18 protein-coding genes and 3 tRNA genes are annotated in these 21,013 nt (G+C 70.4%); 12 read left to right on the top strand and 9 right to left on the bottom strand.

Annotated features, from left to right (window positions below; genetic code table 11):
* The first annotated feature begins 585 nt into the window (after positions 1-585).
* Positions 586-963, top strand: coding sequence for a CU044_2847 family protein (locus tag ABD817_RS14310; protein WP_344918366.1), 378 nt, complete (start codon positions 586-588; stop codon positions 961-963).
* On the top strand, positions 960-4,547 hold the full coding sequence (locus tag ABD817_RS14305) for a trypsin-like peptidase domain-containing protein (RefSeq protein WP_344918365.1): 3,588 nt from the start codon (positions 960-962) through the stop codon (positions 4,545-4,547). The genes ABD817_RS14310 and ABD817_RS14305 overlap by 4 nt, the downstream gene beginning before the upstream one ends.
* 103 nt (positions 4,548-4,650) lie before the next feature.
* Here ABD817_RS14305 and ABD817_RS14300 read toward each other — a convergent pair whose 3' ends face one another.
* Positions 4,651-5,220, bottom strand: coding sequence for a chloramphenicol phosphotransferase CPT family protein (locus tag ABD817_RS14300; protein WP_344918364.1), 570 nt, complete (start codon positions 5,218-5,220; stop codon positions 4,651-4,653).
* Between the two features lie 192 nt (positions 5,221-5,412).
* On the opposite strand from ABD817_RS14300, the gene ABD817_RS14295 reads away from it, so the two are divergent.
* From ABD817_RS14295 to ABD817_RS14285, 3 genes are all read left to right on the top strand, one after another.
* Entirely contained in the window at positions 5,413-5,853 is a 441-nt protein-coding gene (locus ABD817_RS14295) for a helix-turn-helix transcriptional regulator (RefSeq protein ID WP_344918363.1), read from the top strand.
* Between the two features lie 10 nt (positions 5,854-5,863).
* Entirely contained in the window at positions 5,864-6,274 is a 411-nt protein-coding gene (locus ABD817_RS14290) for a VOC family protein (protein WP_344918362.1), read from the top strand.
* A 213-nt stretch (positions 6,275-6,487) separates the two neighbouring features.
* Entirely contained in the window at positions 6,488-6,802 is a 315-nt protein-coding gene (locus ABD817_RS14285) for a hypothetical protein (RefSeq protein ID WP_344918361.1), read from the top strand.
* Between the two features lie 312 nt (positions 6,803-7,114).
* On the opposite strand, the gene ABD817_RS14280 is transcribed toward ABD817_RS14285, so the two are convergent.
* Together ABD817_RS14280 and ABD817_RS14275 are read right to left on the bottom strand one after the other, a co-directional pair.
* Positions 7,115-8,053: a MerR family transcriptional regulator gene (locus tag ABD817_RS14280; RefSeq protein WP_344918360.1), complete on the bottom strand. Its 939-nt coding sequence runs from the start codon at positions 8,051-8,053 to the stop codon at positions 7,115-7,117.
* Between the two features lie 57 nt (positions 8,054-8,110).
* The gene (locus ABD817_RS14275; RefSeq protein ID WP_344918358.1) at positions 8,111-8,263 is read right to left on the bottom strand and encodes a hypothetical protein; all 153 of its coding nucleotides are present in this window, start codon (positions 8,261-8,263) and stop codon (positions 8,111-8,113) included.
* A 196-nt stretch (positions 8,264-8,459) separates the two neighbouring features.
* Here ABD817_RS14275 and ABD817_RS14270 point away from each other — a divergent pair, with 196 nt between their 5' ends.
* Positions 8,460-10,715: an alkaline phosphatase family protein gene (locus tag ABD817_RS14270; RefSeq protein ID WP_344918357.1), complete on the top strand. Its 2,256-nt coding sequence runs from the start codon at positions 8,460-8,462 to the stop codon at positions 10,713-10,715.
* A 272-nt stretch (positions 10,716-10,987) separates the two neighbouring features.
* Positions 10,988-11,332 carry an MmcQ/YjbR family DNA-binding protein gene (locus tag ABD817_RS14265; RefSeq protein WP_344918356.1) on the top strand — a complete coding sequence of 115 codons (345 nt, stop codon included), beginning with the start codon at positions 10,988-10,990 and terminating at the stop codon, positions 11,330-11,332.
* A gap of 415 nt (positions 11,333-11,747) precedes the next feature.
* Here ABD817_RS14265 and ABD817_RS14260 read toward each other — a convergent pair whose 3' ends face one another.
* The 4 genes from ABD817_RS14260 to ABD817_RS14245 all read right to left on the bottom strand — a co-directional run bounded on the left by ABD817_RS14260 (position 11,748) and on the right by ABD817_RS14245 (position 14,997).
* Entirely contained in the window at positions 11,748-12,197 is a 450-nt protein-coding gene (locus ABD817_RS14260) for a hypothetical protein (protein WP_344918355.1), read from the bottom strand.
* A gap of 456 nt (positions 12,198-12,653) precedes the next feature.
* On the bottom strand, positions 12,654-12,908 hold the full coding sequence (locus ABD817_RS14255) for a hypothetical protein (protein WP_344918354.1): 255 nt from the start codon (positions 12,906-12,908) through the stop codon (positions 12,654-12,656).
* Positions 12,909-13,252: 344 nt separating this feature from the next.
* Positions 13,253-14,701 carry a pyridoxal phosphate-dependent decarboxylase family protein gene (locus tag ABD817_RS14250; RefSeq protein ID WP_344918353.1) on the bottom strand — a complete coding sequence of 483 codons (1,449 nt, stop codon included), beginning with the start codon at positions 14,699-14,701 and terminating at the stop codon, positions 13,253-13,255.
* A gap of 38 nt (positions 14,702-14,739) precedes the next feature.
* Positions 14,740-14,997, bottom strand: coding sequence for a hypothetical protein (locus tag ABD817_RS14245; RefSeq protein ID WP_344918352.1), 258 nt, complete (start codon positions 14,995-14,997; stop codon positions 14,740-14,742).
* 317 nt (positions 14,998-15,314) lie between these two features.
* On the opposite strand from ABD817_RS14245, the gene ABD817_RS14240 reads away from it, so the two are divergent.
* The 5 genes from ABD817_RS14240 (at position 15,315) to ABD817_RS14220 (ending at position 19,197) form a co-directional block, all read left to right on the top strand.
* Positions 15,315-15,383: transfer RNA gene (locus ABD817_RS14240), tRNA-Gly, on the top strand.
* Positions 15,384-15,470: 87 nt separating this feature from the next.
* Positions 15,471-15,540 (top strand) — tRNA-OTHER (locus ABD817_RS14235).
* 211 nt (positions 15,541-15,751) lie between these two features.
* A tRNA-Asn gene (locus ABD817_RS14230) sits at positions 15,752-15,829 on the top strand.
* A 186-nt stretch (positions 15,830-16,015) separates the two neighbouring features.
* Positions 16,016-17,596 (top strand): TROVE domain-containing protein, encoded by a 1,581-nt coding sequence (locus ABD817_RS14225; RefSeq protein ID WP_344918351.1) that lies wholly within the window; start codon positions 16,016-16,018, stop codon positions 17,594-17,596.
* Positions 17,597-17,940: 344 nt separating this feature from the next.
* Complete coding sequence (locus ABD817_RS14220) at positions 17,941-19,197, top strand: hypothetical protein (RefSeq protein WP_344918350.1); 1,257 nt, start codon at positions 17,941-17,943, stop codon at positions 19,195-19,197.
* A 152-nt stretch (positions 19,198-19,349) separates the two neighbouring features.
* Here the strand turns inward: ABD817_RS14220 and ABD817_RS14215 are convergent, their stop codons facing one another.
* Entirely contained in the window at positions 19,350-20,213 is an 864-nt protein-coding gene (locus ABD817_RS14215; protein ID WP_344918348.1) for an NAD(+)/NADH kinase, read from the bottom strand.
* A gap of 132 nt (positions 20,214-20,345) precedes the next feature.
* Positions 20,346-20,780, bottom strand: coding sequence for a hypothetical protein (locus ABD817_RS14210; protein WP_344918347.1), 435 nt, complete (start codon positions 20,778-20,780; stop codon positions 20,346-20,348).
* Between the last annotated feature and the right edge of the window lie 233 nt (positions 20,781-21,013).

Genomic DNA, 21,013 nt, shown 5'->3' with positions numbered 1-21,013 from the left:
TGGGAGTTCTCCGGGAATCGAATGGAAGAAGCCGGTCAGATGGACAGGCCGGCCGAGGGGATTCGGATATGGCCGCGTGACCTCAGCGGAGGATTCCCGCGCGGCGTAGTCTTCTCGTCGGAGCGCGGAGCATCCCGCGAAACCAGTCGAATACGCCATGAGGGCGAGGACTTCACCGGCATGGCTGCACCGTAGGGCCGACCCGCCGGTAACCATCCCGGAGTCATAAAACCGATATCAACCCCCTTACCGTCAAGGGCACCTGTCGCCGACCGACTGTCCGCCGGAGCGGCGGGGAGCGGCGGTCACGGTTCCTCTCGGCCGTCTGACGTACCCCGAGTTCGGTGGAGTCGGGTACGCCACACCCATTAGGGGCTCCCGGAGCATGCCGGTTTCACGGGCGAGTGTTCTTTGAAATCCGGCGAAGCCCGTCAACACGCTGCGCTTGAGAACGCTACTGAAAGTGTGACGTTATTGCCGGGCAGCCCTGTCGCGTCAGCGCCCACGCCTGCCTATCGTGTGAATTCTCAGGCGTACGCCCCTCCGATCGCGGATCATGGGCTCTGAGAAACGGAAGGGGTGCGGATGGGGACGATTCAAATGCGGATCGGGCAGGTGACCGTGCTCGTCGAGACCGCGGCCGTGGGCGGGTCGGAGTTCACCTCGCGGAATGCGAACCCGGCGGAACACCTTCAAGACCTCTGGCCCCGAGCGCAGGCGGCCATTGTCGAGATCGCCTCGTCGACCGCCGAGATGATCCGGGACACCGCGCGGCGGGCCGCGGCCCCGTCGGCCGTGGAGGTGGAGTTCGGGCTGAAGTTCTCGGCCAAGGGCGGCATCATCTTGTCCGAGGCCTCGGGTGAGGCGTCCCTCAAGGTGAAACTGGTGTACGGGCAGGTCACGCCCGTACCCGAATCGCCCGAGTCAGAGTCCCAGGAGGACGCCGGGGCGGCACGGGCGTGAAGGTCCCCGCTTTCCTCGGACGGATTCTGGACGGCGGCGGCCTCGCACGGGGAACCTGTTTCCAGTTCACCCCGAGGATCATCGTCACCGCCTGGCATGTGCTGGCCGAACTCGGCTGCGACGAGCCGGAGGCCGAGATCGAGGTCGGCGCGCTCGACGGCTCCTCGCCGACGTTCGGGGCACGGGTCGTCGCCGGAGATCCCGCCCGCGATCTGGCCGTGCTGCGCGCGGAACGGCCGTTCGACAGGTCGGTCCCCGGCCTCGCCGCGTCGGCCGGTGTACGGCTGCGCACCGACGGCTACGTGATGGGCGTCCCTCAAATCGACGATCCCGGCCACGAGTACGAGCTACTGACCGCCACCGGGCACTGGGAGGGACCCGTTCACCGCGACGGCGTCGACCTGGCCCGGTTCAGTAGCAGTGCCGTGCTCAAAGGCATGAGCGGCGCCCCCCTGCTGCGCACCGCCGACGACGCGGTGCTCGGCGTCGTGTCGGGCCGCTACAACAGCAGGGACCGGTGGCTGCGCGACTCGGTGTGGATCAGCTGTGCCGAGCATCTGGCCGAGCTGCTGTCCGCCGTGCCGGGGCTGCGCCTGCACGATGAGATCGTCCTCATCGGCGGTGCCGCGGGCTCGGTCCTGGCGCCCGCCCTGCCCGCGGACACGACGGAACTCGGGAACCCTTCCGTCACGGGTCCGGGCGAGGCCGCGTTCGAGGCCGCGACGGTCCTGCATGATCTCGACCGGTCATGCAGCGGGCCCGGCGGTCTCGGCGCCGTCGTCGACCGGCTGGCCGTCGAGACGGCCCTGGCCGCGCGTCAGGACTCTGTCTGGGCGCTGGAACTGCGCGAGCGCCTGCGGCGCCATGGTCTGGACGCCCGGATTCTGCTCCCCGGCCTGCCCGGCCACGACCGGGCCGTTGACCTGTGGTGCGCCCCGCTGGGCGACGGCGTGGTGCAGCCCAGGGAGGCTTGGGAGACGCTGGTCCACGTGGTCGGGGAGCAGATCCGTGGCGCTCTGTTCCGGCACGTGTCCGCCGGTTGCCGCGACCACCTGACGGCCGCGCTGGCGGGATCCACGGCCGCCGGGACCCGGCGCTTCCTCGGCCATCTCGAAGCGCTGCTGCCCCTCCCGGCCTCGACCGAGGTCGCGGTGGTGGAGCGCACGTCCGAGGCGGCGGACCTGGCGCAGGCGCCGCGCCGATCCGACCGGGCCGGCCATCGGGAGCTGATCGGGGCGACCGCGCAGCGCATGTGCTGGCTCCCGCCGTCCGACCCGTATTTCATCGGACGGGACGAGCTGCTCTCCCAGGTTTGCGACGGACTGGTGCGGACCCTGGCGTCCCGTGGTAGCGCCGTCACGCATCTGTCGGGACAGCCGGGGGCGGGGACCTCCGCCACGGCCGTCGAGGTGGCCAGGCGGCTGGCCGATCGTTTCTCCGGAGGGGTCTACTACCTCGATCTGTTCGGGCTGGATCCACAGCGGCGGCGCGGGCCGCGCACGGCCGTGCGGATCCTGTCCGAGGCACTCGGGATCGGCCTCAGTGAGACGGCCACCGACGAGGCCGCGGCGCTGGATCTGTTCCTGACCGCACTGGAGGATCGGAACGTCCTGCTGTTGTTCGACAACGTCCTCGACGCCGCTCATGTCGCGCCGCTCGTACGGCGGGCCGCCTCGTGCGCCGTCATCGTCACCTCCCGGGACCGCCTGCAGGATCTCGCTGACCCCGGCCTGTCGTTCGGGGTCGAACCGATGTTCCGGGCGGAGTCGGTGGCGCTGCTGCGGATGTACGCGGGCGAGCGTGGCGGCGACGGGGTCACGCTGGGCGACATCGCCGAACTGTGTGCCGACATTCCGCTGGCCCTGCGCGTTGTCGGGTCCTGGCTGGCGGCCGGCCCCGAGGTCGATCCGGGGCATCTACGGGACATCCTGGCCAACGAGGTCACCCGGCTGCAGTACCTGGACACCGGCGCCCGGCCGGTGGGGGCGGCGATCGCTCTCAGCTACGCGCTCCTGTCCGACGACGGCCGCCGGGCCCTGCGACTGATGACGGCGTTTCCCGGTGCCGCCGTGACGGCGCGGGCGTACAGCCACGCCTCTGATCTCGACCCGTTCCGACAGGCTCTCGTCCTCCACCGCCTGGCTGATCAGAACCTGAGCGGACGTACCTTGACCGTCGATCTGCAGGGCGCCAAGGAGAGCAGCTTCACCCTGTACGAGCTGATCCGGCTGTTCGCGCTCAAACGGCGCGACTCCGAGGAGGACCCCGGCGTCCTGCGCGCGTTTCAGGAGCGCGCGGTGCGGTTCCTTCGCGACCGGTTGCGCGAGATCACCGATCTGTCCCCCGAGGCCGAGTTCTCCGGCGAACTGGACCCCGAGATCTTCCATGCGGCGGAGGAGCTCGCCGAGCGCCTGGCCCTGGTGGCGACGGCCACCGATCTCGCTCTCGATCTCTGGCTTCTCTACTCCGGGCGCAAGGAGATCGACGGAGTCGCCCGCATGAACCAGGTCCGGATCCGCCTCTTGCTACGGAACGGCGAACCGGAACGGGCCGTCACCGCCTGCCACGACACTGCCGAGCAACTGGAGAAGATGGGAGCGGCCGGGCTCGCCGCGGACTCCTACCGCGAGGCACTCCAGATCAGCTCCGCCTACCGGCTGCCGGTGCCGGAGGCGCGGACCCATTTCAAGCTGAGTACCCTGTTCGGCCGGCAGCGGGAGTGGCGCCAGGCCCTCGACCACGGGCGGACGGCCGCCGATCTGTTCGCACGGCTCGGTCTGCACCCGGACGCCCTGTCGGCGGTTCTCAACAACGTTCTTCTCTGCCGCTGGCTGAACGAGCAGGCCGACCGGCTGTTCTGGTGCAGGCAGGCCTTGGCCTCCCCCTCGATCCATGCGGATCAGGACAAACTATCGCTCGCCAAGTACGAAGCCGGCTGTACGTACCTCGCGATGGGCGAGCTCGCGACCTCTCTTCCCCTGATCCGCGAGACCGAGGAGATCGACGTCCGGATCGAGGCTTGGTTCAACGCCGGCGTCACCGCCACCATGCTGGCCGAGGTCCTGAACGATCTCGGTCACCGCGAGGAGGTGTCCGAGGCATTGTCCCGGGCGGTCGAGCACCATTCGCGGCACGAGCACAGGGAACGTTTCGTCGCCGCGCTGATCAAGCTGAGCTCCTGGCAGGTTCACGCGGACGATTACGCGGACGCGAGCGCGACCCTGGCCCGCGCGGTCCACGCCGTCGAGGACCACCAGGACCCCGGCGTCGCCGCACCTCTCAGGCGGGAGACACGGATTCGCGCCCTCCTGTTGCGCGAGCTCCTCGGCGAGGACGACCCCGGCGGCTCCTCTTTCCTAGCCCTGCCGGACGACGACGGCGCCGAGGACACCGCCGAAGATCTGGACAACGCCCTGGAGCTCGTCACCCGCTGGAGGACGGGACGGGTATCGGGCGACGAGGCGCGGGACGTCCTGCGGGAGTTGCTGTGCCGGCCGAGCCTCACCTACCGACCCGACGACCAGCCCTGGTTCTACGAGAACCTCACACCGGATCATGGGCGGCGAGCGGCACTCGGCAACTGATCCGGTCGGGTGCCGACCCATGTCACAGGTCTGGTCCTGCCCGGTCCGTCGTCCTCGGCCGATCCTGGTCCGTGCCAGACGCGGCTTCAGCCACCAGCTGAGCTCAGCTCAGGGCACGCTGTTCGCCCCGGGCACGCCAGGCGGTCAGCACCGCTTCCGCCAGCGCGTCCGACACCCCGGCGCTGGTGTCCACCTCGTAGTCGTACGGGCCGAACGTGTGGATGCCGTCAACCTCCACGTGCGAGCGACCCTTGCCAATACGGTGGTTCTTGCGCGCGTGCTCCCGGCGATCGATCTCCGCTAGATCGCAGTGCACGCCGACAAGGAACACGTCGAAACCTTCCAGGCAACGGGCAAGCTCCTCGCGCCAGGCCCGGAACTCGATGACGTGCTCCACGATCAGGTTGTTGCCCATGACGGCCAGGCTGGGCAGGCACTGGTGAAAGCCCTTGAAGAATCGCGGCCGCATCTCCGTCCACCATGCGAACGGACCTTCGGCATCTCGCGGCTCGGGCAGCATCCCGCTTGCCACGAGATGATCGGAGGAGACGTGCAGGAACGGTTCATCCAACCGGTGCTGCAGCAGCTTGGCCAGGGTCGACTTCCCCGAACTCGACGCGCCGTTGAGGAATATGATCCGCCCCAGACCTCGGTCCGGCGGCATGGGCTCCATGCTCGCCCTCATGTCAGGATCACCCGCCACCTCGGATCGTTGGAAACAGTCTTCCCGATCCGCCGGTTTCCGGCCTGATCCCGCGATCGCGGGACCCGGGCGGTCCGTCGGCCCGAACCGCACGTCACGGGCACGGGCCTGACCGCTCGCCTTGTCGGGAGTGCTGTCGGAGCGGGAAGGTACCCTCGTCCCATGGATCGGCTACACCTTGCCAACCTCGCGCACCTGCGCCGGGCGCGGGATCTGATCGACAGGGAGTACGCACGCCCGCTCGACGTGCCGACCATGGCCCGCCACGCGCTGATGTCGCCGGGACACTTCTCCCGGGAGTTCCGGGCGGCCTACGGTGAGTCGCCGTACAGCTACCTCATGACCCGGCGGGTCGAGCGGGCGATGGCGCTGCTGCGCGCGGGCATGAGCGTGACCGACGCGTGCATGGCGGTCGGGTGTACCTCCCTCGGCTCGTTCAGCTCGCGATTCACCGAGCTCGTGGGGATGACGCCGAGCGCGTACCGGGCCCGGGAGCACCGCGCCGTGCTGGCGATGCCCGCGTGCGTGGCCAAGATCCACACCCGGCCGACCAGGGACCAACCGGTCAGGATCGGAGAAGTGGTCCGCGATGCCCTCCTCTAGCGTTGGCCACATGAACATTTCTCTCCAGTACTGCCACATCACCGTCAACGACCTGGACGAATCGCTCGCCTTCTACCGCGACGCGCTCGGCCTCGAGGTGCGCAACGACGTCGCCTCGGACGGCTTCCGCTGGGTCACCCTCGGCAGCGCGTCCCAGCCGGACCTTGAGATCGTGCTCTCCGAGCCGCACGCCGGCCGGTCCCAGGCCGACGGCGACGCCCTGCAGGAGCTGCTCACCAAGGGAGTCCTGCCGATGACCGTGTTCCGCACCGGCGATGTCGACGCGGCCTTCGAGCACGTGCGGGCCTTCGGCGCCGAGGTGCTGCAGGAGCCCATCGACCAGCCCTGGGGCCCGCGCGACTGCGCCTTCCGGGACCCCTCGGGCAACATGGTGCGCATCTCGCAGGCACCCAAGGCATAACCGCGCGGGCCCTCGGCTCCCGCACGCCGGAATATCTGCACCGTATTCTCACATCCCCTGCGCCCAGCAATCACAGGGATCTGTTTTGATTGCGCCGTGACTGAGCGGAATGCGTCAGGGGAGAGTGATGCGCTCTGGGCCATGGGGTGTGGGGCATCGGCTGTTGTCGCGTCGGCGTGCGCGGCTTTGGGGACTTTTCTGGACGCTTTTCTGGTGGCCAGAACGCAATGCTACTGCCTCGGTGGCACAAATGCGGGGGAGAGCTTCGCCGGCCTGGTCTGGGTGGCGAGTCGGCTTATTGTATTCCCCGTCATTTCTTTCATCTCGCTGCTCGCCGCGTTTCCTGTCGTTCTCCTCGCCCACCTGTCGTGGTTCGCGGATCACGGCTGGCTGAAGGCGATCCTGACGACTCTCGCCACCATTGTCTCGATCACCGGGCCAGTGGTGACGATCGTCTACGACGTCGCCACCGAGGGGATCACGGGCGACTGCGACCCGCCCTGGTGGCCGTCCTGGCTCCCCTCGTGACGTGACCGTGGAGAGGTCTCGCGGCGTGGTCCCGGGACCAGGCCGGTCGGACCGGCGGCGCGGGACCGGGACGGCTGCCGCGCCGGTCGAGGCACGCCCGCGGCACGCGTTCTGAGTTGGCGTCCGCGACCGGGCTGGCCGGACGAACCCGTGACCTCGTCGGCGACGAGGAACGCGCCCGCGTCTCGGTCGGCAAGGCCGTCCGGCGCGCCGTCGCCGACCCGCTCCTCGGCGAGGAACCGCGTCTGACCATCCAGACCGGCCGGCTCTGCTCCTACCAGCCGAAACAGCAGCACCGGCCGGGAGCGTCCGCTACGCCGGTATCCGGGCACGCAGGGCCTGGATGAACCAGTCGAGCACCGGCGTCAGGCTTTCCGGAGCCAACCAGCCGTTGATCACCGCGAGCAGCCGGAGATACGACTCCCTGCGGGGATCGTTCGCGCTCTCCAGCCGGATCAGCAACCGGCGCCGGAGGTCGGCGTCGTCGGGGCGGCCGACGGCGTGCGCGTACCGGGCCGTGACCGCCGCGACGACCGGATCGGCCTGGGGCGAGACCGGGTCGATACCGGACACCAGGGCTGGACCGGCCTGGTCGCGGACCATCGCGACGGGATCGCGGCGCGGGCCCGTGACACCGCCCTGGGCGCGCTCGGCCGTGTGTTGCCCGGTCAGACGGCGCATGACGGCGCGAAAGTCCGGGTCCTGCGACAGTTCGGCCAACTCCACCCACGCCTCGACCTGCTCGGGTTCGGGGTCGTCGGGCAACTCGGGGGTCATCGAGCGCCTGACCCCCGCGAACTCGGGGTTGGCGTCCGGGGAACCGAAGGCGGTGTCGAGGAAGTCGTCGATCAGACGTCGGCGCTCGTCCTCGGAGAGCCTGGCCAGTTTGTGCATGAGATCCATCTCCTTGGGGGTGGACCCGCGCCTGGTCACCGCCGTCAGCACCGCGCGCCGCAGGCGCAGCGTCCGGATCTGCACCGCCAGTGCCTCGGCGTGCGCCGCGGCGACCTCGGGAAGCGAGATCTCCTGGTCCACGACCCTGCGGATCGTGGGAAGGTCCACTCCCAGGTCGCGCAGCGTCCGTACGAGGTCAAGGCGTGCGACGGCGTCGATGCCGTAGAGGCGGTGACCGGCCGGGCTGCGACCGGTCGGCGGCACGATCCCGCGGTCGGAGTAGAACCGGACGGTCTTGACCGTCAGCCCGGTCCGCCGGGCCAGATCACCGATCGAGTGGAGCGTGTCGCCGTTCATGCCCCCAGCCTGGCGCCTCCCTCTACAGGAGGTGCAAGCCTGTTCGCCCGCGTGGCGTCAGCGGGTCGTGGCGGCCATGCGCAGGCCCAGGACGATGAGAACGGTGCCGCTGACGGCCTCCAGGCGGCGACGGATCACGCGCCCGCGCCTCCCATCACCGCCGCCAGGGCGAGGTACGACGAAGGCGGGCAGGGAGGCGGCGAGATCCACGAGCCGATCATGCTCGCGCCCGTCGCCGCCGCTCAACCCTTTTTCCCGGCGTGGGAGGGGCCCTCACCTCCGTCCGGATCGGCTGCCCGGCCGGGCCGGTACCGGGCCGTCTACCAGGGAGGGTGTCGGGTGTGGAGGGTAGGAGCCGGGTTGTTAGGTTGAGGCTTGCTCGAAATGCCGTTATAGGGATGCGTCAATGTCGGCTTCGTCCGCCCTTCCCCCTTCTCTGACGCGCCTGCTGGCGCGGCCCGCCCCTCCCGGAACCCTCTCCGACATCAAGCACGTCGTCTTCGTCATGCAGGAGAACCGGTCGTTCGACCACTACTTCGGCCGGATGCGCGGAGTGCGCGGCTACGGGGACCGCAACGCGGTGTCCACCCGGGCCCTCCGGCCGGTCTTCGAGCAGGACGGGATCCTGCCCTTCCCGGTACGGGAGGCCGCAGAGCGCGCGGGAGCCGACCCGATGCTGCTCGACACCCACGACCACACCTGGCTCGGCACGCAGAACGCCTGGGCGATGGGCTGGAACGACGCCTGGGTGCCCAACAAGGGCCCGTCCACCATGGCGTACTACGACCGCGAGGACCTCCCGTTCCACTACGGGCTGGCGGACGCGTTCACGATCTGCGACGCCTACCACTGCTCTGTGCTGAGCTCCACGACCCCGAACCGCAACTACCACGTCTCCGGGCACACGGGTCACGAGCCCGGTACCGAACAGCGAGCCGTCGACAACGGCGCCTGCGAGGAGGACGGGCACCCGGGCTACTCCTGGACCACGGTGCCCGAGCTGCTGACCCGGGCCGGGCACTCCTGGCAGGTCTACCAGGAGTGGGACAACTACCAGTGCAACAACCTGGAGTTCTTCGCCGCGTTCAAGGCGGTCATGGCGAAACTGGGGCAGAGCAGCATGCACTCCTTCTACGAGAAGGTGCGCGCCTCCGAGGATCCCGCGCCGATGCTCGCCGAGCTGGAGGAGAGGGCGGCACGACTCGGCCCGGCCGACCGCGTGCTCTACGACCGGGCGCTGCGCCGCACCCGGACAGGCGGGCTGGGGGAGTGGTTCGCCGCCGACGTGGCGGCGGGACGCCTGCCCGCGGTCTCCTACGTCGTGACCTCGCTCGCCGACTCCGAACACCCGGAGGGGTCCTCGGCCGTGGAGAGCGGAAGGGTCGTCTATCGGATTCTCGACGCGCTGGCGTCGAGTCCGGAGGTGTGGGCGAGCACCGCGGTCCTCGTCACCTACGACGAGAACGACGGCTTCTTCGACCACGTTCCCCCGCCCGTCCCGCCCGACGGAACCCCTGGGGAGTTCGTCGGCGGGCGGCCCATCGGGCTGGGCATGCGCGTCCCGATGATCGTCGTGTCGCCGTGGAGCGTGGGGGGTCACGTCTGCTCGCAGACGTTCGACCACAGCTCGATGGTCCGCTTCCTGGAGACCTGGCTCGGCATCAGGGCCCCCGACATCAGCGACTGGCGGCGGACCGTCGTCGGGGATCTCACCTCCGCCTTCGACTTCGCCCGCCCGGAGGCGTGGCCCGCGCCGGAAACACCGGTTCCCGGCGGCCCGGAGAGCACCTCGTCCGCCCGGAGCGCCCCGCCTGGCCAGGACACCTCACCCGTCCGGGACGTCTCATTCGCCCAGGGCACTCCGCCCGACCAGAGCGTGCTGTCCGGCCAGGACATCTCGACCGGCCAGGACATCTCGACCGGCCAGGACATCTCGACCGGCCAGGACATCTCGACCGGCCAGGACATCTCGACCGGCCAGGACATCTCGCCGGGCCGGGACGTGTCAGCCCTCCTGAGCGTCCCGGCCACCCAGGGCGCCCTCATCGGCGAGGACGTCCCACCCGGCCGCTGGTACCCCGAGGTTCCCGCCGAGCAGCGGATGCCCGTCGGGGAGCCGGGAGTCAGGCCCGCCCGCGCGCTGCCGTACCGGCCCGACGCCTCGGCGCGGACCAGCGGCCGTGCCGTCGAGATCACGATGAGCAACACCGGTACCGAGAGCGCGCACCTGGCGCTGTACGGCTACATGGGGGAACTCGTCCGTCCGATGCACTTCGACGTGCTCGGCCACGCCCGCGAGGCGGTCTACTTCCCGTGCCCCACGTACGCACTCGTCCTCACCGGGCCGAACGGTTTCCGCCGGGAGTTCCGGGGCGGGACGGACGATCCGGTGGAGACGTCCAGTGTGATCGACGCGGTCGCGCGGACGATCGAGATCGCCGTCGTCAACCTCGGTGACGAACCGGCCGACGTGACGATCTCGCCCCTGGCCTACGGCGGGACGGCGCGGACGCTGCGAGTCGCGCCCCGGGACACCGCGCGGGTGCCGTGGCGGGCCGCGACCGGATGGTACGACCTGTGGATCACCGTCGCCGGGGACACCACCTTCGCCCGCCGCCTGATGGGACACATCGAGAACGGCGAGCCCGGCGTCACGGGCTGACGGCCGCCGGGACTCAGGCCACACCACACCACGCCCGGTCAGCCGGACCTCCTCCTCCTCGACGTCGGCGCTGGACATCCCCGGTCCATGCCGGGGATCACCGCGGTCGCGCCGGAAGCGGTGCGTGTCGGCCAGAGGCGTGCCGGGGCCGCCTCCGGTGCGGTGGCTCCGTCCGGTAAGTCGTGGGCGAGTCGCGCGGCGTGGCGCCGTACCGCCACGATCCGGGACGAATGCCGGAGAGAAATGTCGGTGCGTTCTGGTAGAGGTGACCCATGGGTGTGAGCGTGGATGAGTTCCTGGAGATGTTGAAGAAGCTGCCGGAGGTCAAGCAGAGCGACGGCGGCGAGTGGGTCTCGTTGAAGGTGCATGACAAGGGCTTCGGCTACCTGTGGGAGAAGACGGAGACCGTGGGGCTCAAGTCGACGATCGACGAGCAGATCGCGCTGGTGGCGGAGCGGCCGGAGGTGTTCGAGGTCCAGTTCACCGCGGGCCGGTTCGGCTGGGTCGTGGTGCACCTCGCGAAGATCGACGCGGAGGAGCTGTTCGAGCTGGTCACCGAGGCGTGGTGCCTGACGGCTCCCAAGCGGCTCGTCGACGCTCACGAAGCCGCGCGTTAGTCCGGCCCCCTCTCACGTACGGGGGAAGTCGGCGACGTCATCGAGGTGCGCCGCAAGAACGAGCCCTCTCGCGCACGGGGCCGCTGGTGATGTCATTGAGGCGCGCCGCAAGGACGGGCTGTCCTCCCACGCGTACGGGGCGCGGGGATCCCACGACGGCCGGTGTCGTTTCACGGGGGCGGGCGCGCGTGGGTGGTTCCGTCGCGCGGTGACGGGCGCACGTTGGAGAGCTCGCCGGACGACGAGCGGCCCGACCCGGATGCTCGGTGGGTCGGGCCGCCCATCGTGAGACGGATCCTCCGCGAGCCTGGCCTGGGCCTGCTCCACAGGGGGAGGAGCGTGGCTCGCGCTCACAGTGGCGCTCTTCCGGCCTCCTGACCGCCGGTGGCCGTGTCAGTCGTCCGTCGGGCACCTGTCAGTTGTTGATCCCGCGGCCGGTACCGGTACCGCCGACGCTGTCGCTGATGCGGCCGCCGACACCGGCGCCCCTGTCGATGCGCCCGCGCTCGTTCGTGTCGCGCCGACGCTCGCTCATGTCGCGCCCGCGCTCGCTCATGTCGCGCCGACGCTCGTTCATGTCCCGCCTGCGTTCGCTTCTGTCGCGTCCGCGTTCGCTTCTGTACTCGCGCTCGCCCCTGTAGTCGCGGCCGTGTTCGCGCCTGTACTCGCGCTCGTACTCGCGCCGGGCACGGCACCTGTCGGGGTTCCTGTGCTCGCGGCAGGGCTTCAGGGCGGAGGTGAGAGTTTCCGGGGTGGTCAGGGCCATGGTGTCCGCGGCGGCGAACGAGGCCGGCATCGCCGCGGGGACGATGAGAGCGGAGGCCATCATGGCTCCGGCTGCGAGGGCGTTCCTGATTTTGGTCATGGCAGATCACTCCACGTCGAATCGGTGTCGAATCGGTCGAGCCCCGGGCGATGCCCCGGGCTGGCGGAGCGCCGTGCGACGTCGAGGACGCCGACACGATGCGTAACCTACCCTCACGGTAAGTGGAGGGGGCCGCAGGAGTCTGCTAGTGGAACTCAAAGCCTTGGGGCGGTCAGATTACCCGGAGGTAGCGGAAAGGAGCGGAAAAGAGGCGATCGGTAACGCTCGGCTACCGGCCTCCGTCGGAGACTCGTGTCCCGACAGGATGCCATCCGCGGCCGGACCGCCAGAGTTCAGTAGATCATCTCCGCCCGGGGGCCTGTTTTTCCGGGGAAATTCCGCAGATCCGGGCCCGCCGCAGCGCCCGGACGCCGCTTCCCCGCCGTCCCGCACGAGCAGGTCGTCCGCTTCCCGGACAAGCGCGGTGATGGCGAGCCTCGCCGCGATCGCCGCCTGTCAGCGCATCCAGCCGCGGTCCTCCTCGCGGGACTCGCCGCTGGGTCGGTCGAACCACTGCTTGCCGAGCCGGATGTTCTGGTCGACGAGCCCCGGCATCAGGGTGATGACCGTTGAAGTGTCCCGGTCGGCCGCCGCCCGCGTGGCCTTGGCTACCTCCGGCCATTGAGTGAAATATCGCTGGATCATGCGATCGGCGATGAGCTTGCAGAAGACCGCCTGCTCCATGCAGAAATGGGGGTAGTCGACCAGCACCCGCCCATCGACGGCGTACGCGAGCTTCTCGCCCCCACGCGGGTGCCATGAAACGTGCCACAACCTCGCATCCCGGCTCAGCCTGCGCAACCAGTCCGACCGGCGTCGTGCGAGAGAGGATCACCGTTCCAGCGGGATGCAGAACCGCCGCGGAGTTGGCGAGGCCTCGGCCTCCGGCTCAGCCGGGGTGGAGTGAGAAGCGGGTCCACGCGGACCGGCGGAACCACGTCCACGGAAGACCGGCGCGGGCTGGGACGGCACCGGTCCGAGGTCCTTGGACATCGCGGCTGTGGAATCCGCTCCGAGGGTCGACGCGGCCGCCGCGGACGGGCGCGTCGAGCGTTTTACGGCCGGGATGCGACCTCCTGGAGGATTTTCGCGACCCGCTCCACGTCGGCCTCGGTGGTGCGCCAGTTGCTGAACGCGGCGCGTAGCGCGGGCACCCCCTCGTGGACGGTCGGCGTGAGGAAGGCCTCGCCGGACTTGGTGATCGCCGCGGCCACCTCGTCGATCCGGGCCGGAGTCGGGGAGGCGGCGAGGGTGAAGCAGACCACGTTGAGCCGGACGGGGGCGAGCAGCCGGTAGGCGGGCATCGCGGCGATCCGCTCGCCGAGCCCGGCGGCGAGGGCGACACAGCTCCGGACGATCTCCGCGTGCCCCTCGCGCCCGTACGCGGCCAGGGTGAACCAGGCAGGCAGCGCACGCAGGCGCCGCGAGTTCTCCGGCGTCAGATGCACGAAGTCGGGGTCGTCGCCCACCGGGGTGAGGTAGACGGCGGAGTTCTGGAAGACGCGGGCCTGCAGGTCGCGGCGGCGGGTGAAATGGATCGCGCTGTCGTAGGGCACGTTCAGCCACTTGTGCAGGTCCACGCAGACCGAGTCGGCCTCCCCGAGGCCCGCGACGAGGTGGGCGTGCTCGGGGGAGAGCACGGCGAAGGCGCCGAACGCGGCGTCCACGTGCAGCCAGAACGGGTGGTGCTCGCGCAGGGCCGCGACGGCGCGCAGGTCGTCGTAGTCGACGGTGTTCACCGTTCCGGAGTTGGCGACCACGATCGCCGGGGCACCGTCCAGCCGGTCGAGCTCCTCGGCGAGCCGGTCCACGTCCACCGCCTCCCGGCCCGGCAGGAGGCCGACCCGGCGGATCGCCGACCGTCCCAGGCCGAGCATGGACAGCGACTTGACGACGCTGGAGTGCGGGCTTCCCGACAGCACCGTCACCGGCCCGAGCGCGGCGACGCCCTCCTCGGCCGGCGACACGCCGCGCAACTCGCCCAGCCACTCCCTGGCGACCGCCAGGCCCGCGAAGTTGGACATGGTCGCGCCGCTGACGAACGTCCCCTCGTGCTCGGGCGGCAGGCCGAAGAGGTCGCGCAGCCAGGCGGCCGTCTCCCGTTCGAGGTCCGGGGCGAGCGAGTCCAGGCCCGAGGTGGGGTTCTGGTCGAGGGTGCCGGTCAGCCAGTCGCCCGCCAGCGCGGCGGGCGTCACGCCACCCGTGACGAAGCCCAGGTAACGGCCGGAACCGGCCGCGAAGCCCGGCTCCCATCGACGCGCGAACTCCTCCATCGCCCCTTCCGCGCCGATCCCCGCCTCCGGCAGGGGCGCGGGCGCGGGTCTCACCGGTGTCCGCGCCACCGGCCGGTCGCCGAGCCCGGCGAGGAGGCGCACGGCGTACGCGCGGGTGGCCTCCAGCAGCTCGGGGACGCGGTCGTGGTCGGCCCAGAGCGACCGGGGGCCGCCGCCGGTGTGTGACGGTCCGTGGGTGCGCGGAGTGCCCGCGTCGTGTCTGGCGTCCATCCCTCGACGTTACGGGACGGTCCTGCTGGTTACGGGCGTCAGCTCACGAAGGAGATGGACGGGCGGACCCGGACGGCCTCGCCCAGCGCCCAGCGCATCCGGCTCGCGTACGCCTCGGGATGGTCCCCCGCCTCCTGGGCGACGAGGGCCGCGCAATCGGAGAGATCCGCGTGGCGGGCCCGGAGCCGACCTTCGATGATCATGCGCACCTGGTCCGGAGAGGGGTGGTCCGAAGCCTGCAGCGCGGAGACGAAGAGAACCTGTGCCAGATCGGACACGTTCATCGGGGTCGTCATCACGTGATCCTTTCCTGGGAGGCGGGGGAGGTCCTGTGGGACCCCCGCCGCGTCCCCGTCAGTCGTTCACCCCTCCATCATCCCTCCGGGGACCGACATTTTCCCCCCGTCACCGACCCCTGCCACCCCTATTTTCCACACCCCTGTTTTCCGGCGAATAATGAGATGTGACGAGCGGCGGTGGCGGCTACCGTTGGAAACGCCTCGGAGTTCGGAAACGAAACCGGTCGTCCATCGCGGGAAGAGCGCGCCGGAGCCGTCTCCGGAATACGAGGCTCCGACAATACGAGGCTCAGACAACTGGATAACACGCTTCCCCGGTGCGAAGGCAGCGGATACTTCGCTCTTCCAAAGCGAGGGTCCGGGTTCGACTCCCGGCTCCGGCTCAGGGCCGGTGTGGTGTAACGGCAGCACGTCAGAGTCCGCGGCCGACCTTGACCTCGGGGAAGTCCACACATTCACAGAGACCCTCCCGGTGCGAAGGCGACGGTTACTTCGACTCGGGATCGAGCGGACCGGGTTCGATTCCCGGCGCGCCGCCCAGACCCGTGCGGCGCGTGGTGTAAAGGCAGCACGCTTTCGTTCCGTCACCGACTCCGATCTCGGGAAGGTCAGCTGAAACGTCCACGCACCTCCCGGTGCGCCGATCGCGGTTACTTCCAGGTTCGACTCCTGGCGGCTCCACTCAGCGGGGCCGCCGCCCGGCAGGCCGGGCACACCGCGGTCACCTCGATCTCGGGAGGAGCACGGCTTCACACGCGTGCCCGGTGCGCGGGGGAGGGCTACTTCCACTGTTAACGGGGCGGTCGCCGGTTCGAGTCCGGCCGCGGTTCCGGCCGCGTAGCTCAGTCGGGAAGAGCGTCTGTACCTTCCTCGCTTCGACCTCGGACACGCCCACGTGAAGACGGAGCCCTCCCGGCATGCGCGCTCGGCACGATCATCGTGATCGTCGCCTTCCGTGTCCTTCTCGCCCGCGAGGCTCGTGGGGGGCGTACGGAACTCGTAGAAAGGCCCGTCCATGTCCAAGTTCAACACCGCGACCAACCGACCGGCCCTCTCCAGCCCGGTCAGGACCGAGCGCACGCCGTCCGGCCGCACCCACGAGGGCGCTCCCGGATACGCCCGCGACGCCAAGGGCGAGCTCTTCCTCCTCGCGGTGTCGAACATGGTCGGCGAGAACACCTTCTACGAGAAGGCGGGCGACCGCGACGAGCGTTTCCGCGACCTCGTCCACCGGGTCGCGGTCGAGGACGGCGCGTGGATGGCTCGCTTCCTTCCCTGGCTGCGCGGTGAGGCGAACATGCGGACCGCCCCGGTCGTCGCCGCGCTGGAGTCGGTCAGGGCGCGGCTCGCCGCCGGCCTGCACGGCCTCAACCGGCAGCTGGTGGACGGCGTCCTGCAGCGCGCGGACGAGCCCGGCGAGGCCCTCGCCTACTGGACCTCCACGTACGGGCGGGCGATCCCCAAGCCGGTCAAGCGCGGCGTCGCCGACGCCGTCCGGCGCCTGTACACCGAGCGCGGCCTGCTCAAGTACGACACCGGCACCAGGGGTTTCCGCTTCGCCGACGTCATCGACCTCGTCCACCCCGCCCCGGCGGCGGACAAGGCGTGGCAGGGCGAGCTGTTCGCGCACGCCCTGGACCGCAGGCACGACCGCGATCGGCCGATCCACGACTCGCTGGCGACGCTGCGCGCCCGCGCCGGGCTGGCGGCGCTGCCGGTCGAGTCGCGACGCGCGGCCCTGGCCGACCCCGGCCGCCTGCGGGCCGCGGGCATGACCTGGGAGGCGCTCGCCGGATGGCTCCAGGGCCCGATGGACCGCCAGGCGTGGGAGGCGGTCATCCCGTCGATGGGCTACATGGCACTGATCCGTAACCTGAGAAACTTCGACGAGGCCGGTGTCTCCGACGAGGTGGCCGGGCGGGTCGCCGCGAAGCTCACCGACCCCGGTGAGGTCGCCGGGTCGCGGCAGCTGCCGTTCCGGTTCTACTCCGCGTACCGCAACGCCCCGAGCACGCGCTGGGGCCACGCCCTGGACAGGGCGCTGACGCTCGCCACGGGCAACGTGCCGTCGTTCGGCGGGCGCACCCTCGTCCTCGTGGACACGTCGGCGTCGATGACCTCCGGCGCGGTCTCGGAGCGGTCGACCGTCACGCCCGTCCAGGCGGCGGCGCTGTTCGGGGTGACGCTCGCCGCCCGTGGCGAGCGGGTGGACCTGTACGGCTTCGCCGACGGCGTGTTCCGGCACGGGATGGGCCGGGGCGCGTCGGTCCTGAAGGAGATGGACCGGTTCTGCGGGCGCGTCGGCGAGGTCGGCCACGGCACGCGGATCGCCGCCTCGCTCCGGCGGGTCTACCGCGGGCACGACCGGGTCGTCATCCTGTCCGACATGCAGACCATGAACGGCCACGACGGCGCCGAGGTCACCGGCGCGGTGCCGGAGCGCGTCCCGATGTACGGCTTCAACCTCCAGGGTTACCGGCGGGCGGCGATGCCGACCGGCTCGGGACACCGCCACGAGTTCGGCGGCTTCTCCGACGCGTCGTTCCGGCTGATCCCGCTGCTGGAGACGGGCCGCGACGCGAGCTGGCCGTTCTGACCCGTTCTGACCCCGTCTGACCCCGTCTGATCGGGGCGTCCGGCCGGGTCGTCCGTTCCGGGCGCCGCCGGTACGTCCCGGCGGTCATCGGCCGATCCGTGGTCACCGGCCGGTTCCGGCCGGGCCGCTCCGGTGGGCCGGTGGGCCGGTCGGATGCCGGTCAGGGGGAAACCGCCTGGCCGGTACCCGGCCGGGCGGGTGGGTTTGTGATCTTTACTCGTCCTTGTCGCAACTGTGTTCACTTCTGTCACGCTCGTGAGCGCCCGTTTCGCAAACAAGCCGCCGACATTCTGGAATGATCGCTAGATATCCTGTCGGACATCGAGACTGACGGACAGTGACTGATGCCCCCCATCGATCAAATCACCACCTTCGCATCGGACCAGCCGGTTCTGACGGTCATCATCGGAGTGTTCGCCCTCGTCCTCCTGGTCGTGGCGTATTTCGCGCTCCGCGCGACCCGGCGCGTGGCGGTCCGGTTCTACCAGCGCCATATCGCACCCCGTCCGGCGGAGGACATCCTCACCATCGTCGCCGCCAGCATCGCGACGGGTGTCTCCGCCCAGGGCATGTGGCGTTTCTCCGGTGACGTGCTCGGCTTCGACGGCCCTCTGCGGCTGCTGCTCTTCGCGTTCATCGAGGTCGCCGTCATCACCAGCGCCGTCCGGGCGCGCCGCAACATGCGGGAGAACTTCTCCGCGGGCATCGACGGCGTCGCCGTGTGGGCGCTCACCGGCCTGACGGCCGTGCTGTCGAGCATGGACGCCCGCAGCGCCGCCGAGGCCATCTTCCGGCTCGCCGCCCCCCTGGTGGCGGCGTGGCTGTGGGAGCGCGGCATGGCGATCGAACGTCACCGCATCACGGGGCGTTCCCGCATCAACTGGCGGATCACCCCGGAGCGGGCGCTGGTCCGCGTCGGGCTGGCCGAGGTCAGCGACCGTACGGCCAGCGAGGTGGACGCCCACCGCAGGCTGACCCGGGTCGCGCTGGCGGCCAAGCGCGCCCGCGCGCTCCGCGCCTCGGGCGCGTCCGACAGGAAGATGCGCGCGGCCCTCAGCAAGCTGGACCGTGCCATGGACCGGGCGGTGGAGCACAGCGGCCTGGCGGTCGACTCCGCCCGGCAGGAGGCCCTGCTCTCCCAGATCGGTGCCCTCTACAACACCTCGGCCCTGATCGACCTGACCCCGCCCGTGCCGTGGGCACCGGAGGCCGAGGAGCCGCCCGCGCGTCCCGCGGTGGCCGCGGGCCCGTCCGCGCTGCGGCCTCCGATCGACGATGACGACGACGAGCTCCAGGTGCTGGACGTCCCGCCGCCGGTCGTCGACACGGCGCAGCGCGCGGCCCTGATGCGCGCCGCGCGGGAATACTGGGACAAGCAGATCGAGCGGAAGTTCGTGCCCCGCGCGGCCGACATCGCCCACGAGACCGGCGTCTCCCTGGCCACCGCCCGCGAGTACAGGGCCCTGTGGAAGCTGGAGCCCAAGGCTCACGCGTTGCTGGAGGCGGCCTTCCACGAGCACGGGATCATCGACACCGGCACCTTCCCCGCCATCGAGACCGAGCACGTCCTGACCGTGAACGGCTCCTCGCCCGGTCGCTGACCCCGCCGGGTGTTCTGGGCTCGCGAGGGCCGGAACACCCGTGACCGGGCTCCGTGGGGGAGCCCGGTCACCCGGGAACGATGCCCCGCCGGACCCGGGGGCGTCGGTGTTCTCGAAGCGCCCCGCGTACCCGGCCTCTCAGGTCGGTACGCCTAGTCGACCTCGGCGCTGCCGTTGACGCGGAGCTTGCGGCGGGCGCGGTCGTAGAAGCTCTTCGGGCCGAACCGGACCACCCAGGCGGCGGCGCGTATCGCGGTGACGCTGAGCCCGTCCCCGCGGCTCAGGTGCGCGGCCACCGCGCCGTCCACCTCCACGGCCAGCCGCCCGCTCGTCGGCAGCAGGTCGAGCACGACCCGCTCGTCGGCCGACAGCACGAGGGCCCGGTTGAACGACGAGTGCGCCGCGGCGGGGACCACGAGGAACCCCTCGACCGTCGGCGAGACGATGGGACCGCCCGCGGAGAAGCTGTAGGCGGTCGACCCGGTGGGGGTCGCCACGATCACCGCGTCGGCCGCGTAGCGTACGAAGGGGTGGCCCTCCACGGTGATCGACACCGCCGACAGCCCGTCACCCGGTATCCGCACCATGGCGATGTCGTTAAAAGCGGTCACCGCCGTGCCGTCGGGCAGGGTCGCCCGCACCGCCATGCGCGGCTCGACCGTGTAGTCATGGTTGTCGATGGCCGACAGCGCGGGGGGCAGCTCGTCGACGTCGATCTCCGCGAGGAACCCCAGCTTGCCGAGGTTGACGCCGAGGACCGGGGTCCGCCGCTCCGAGATGAGCCGCATGGTGCGCAGCATCGTGCCGTCTCCGCCGAGGCTGACGAGCAGGTCGGCGCGGTCGACCAGGGTGGCGCTGTCGACCGACACCGCGCTGCAGTCGATGCGCCCGACCTCGTCGGGCAGCCCCAGCACCGTGACGTCGCGGGCGCGGGCCCACTCCACGATCGTGTCGATGGCCACCTTCGAATCGCGCTGCGGGTGCAGAACCAGCCCCACGGTCTTGACCATCCCCATGCATCACACTGTACGGGGCGCGCCACCGGGGTCCGTACGCCGGAATCCCGGGTGGGCCGAGGCTGCCGAGGCTTTTCGTACGCCGGAATCCGGGGCGTCGCAGGAGCGCGGGCGGGGGGAGGGGGCGGATGATCAGCCCTGGCGTCGTTTCTTCATCCGGGCCTCGTGGAGGTGGCGGCGCCCGCCGGCCAGCCGCTCCCTGACCCGCCTCTCCACGCCGGTGAAGGCGCTGTGGTAGCCGTCCTCGTACTCCTCCACGATCTGGAAGGTCCACCGGCCGGGGATGACGTTGAGGCCGATCAGCTCGCGGGTCACCAGGTCGGCCATCTCCGGGTGGCCCGCGGCGCGCAGCAGCTTCACGGCCTCGTCGAGCTGCAGGTCGGCGTGGCCGATCAGCTGGTGGAAGGAGTAAAGGTGCCCGCGAGCCCTCTCGGTCGTCTCCAGCGCCTCGGAGAGCTTGCCCAGGGCCTCTGCGGTGGCGTCGTCGACGTCGCGGGACGGGGGCCGGGGAGAGGTGCCGGGCGGGGTCTGGGAGGAGGCCGTCTCCGGCCGTATGTCGCGAATCACTCGATCTCCTCCTCAAGGGTGTGGCGTGCTCGGCGAGGTGCGCCCGATCCTGATCGCCGCCGGTCGCATGCCGCCTGAGCTGTGGGAACGTGTCCCTACCCCGCGTAGGGAATGAATCACCGGCTTTGCCCCGCCTTTACCACCGACGGGAAGAAGGCGCGCCCGCGGACGGAGAGGTGTTCTTGAGTGAACACACAGTTAAATGCCAGGAAAGGTGGCTACCCTCCCTGGGC

This window comes from Streptosporangium oxazolinicum (assembly GCF_039537505.1).
Taxonomy (GTDB): domain Bacteria; phylum Actinomycetota; class Actinomycetes; order Streptosporangiales; family Streptosporangiaceae; genus Streptosporangium; species Streptosporangium oxazolinicum.
The sequence above is the reverse complement of the archived record's forward strand: the minus strand, read 5'-3'. Positions and strand labels throughout refer to the sequence as shown.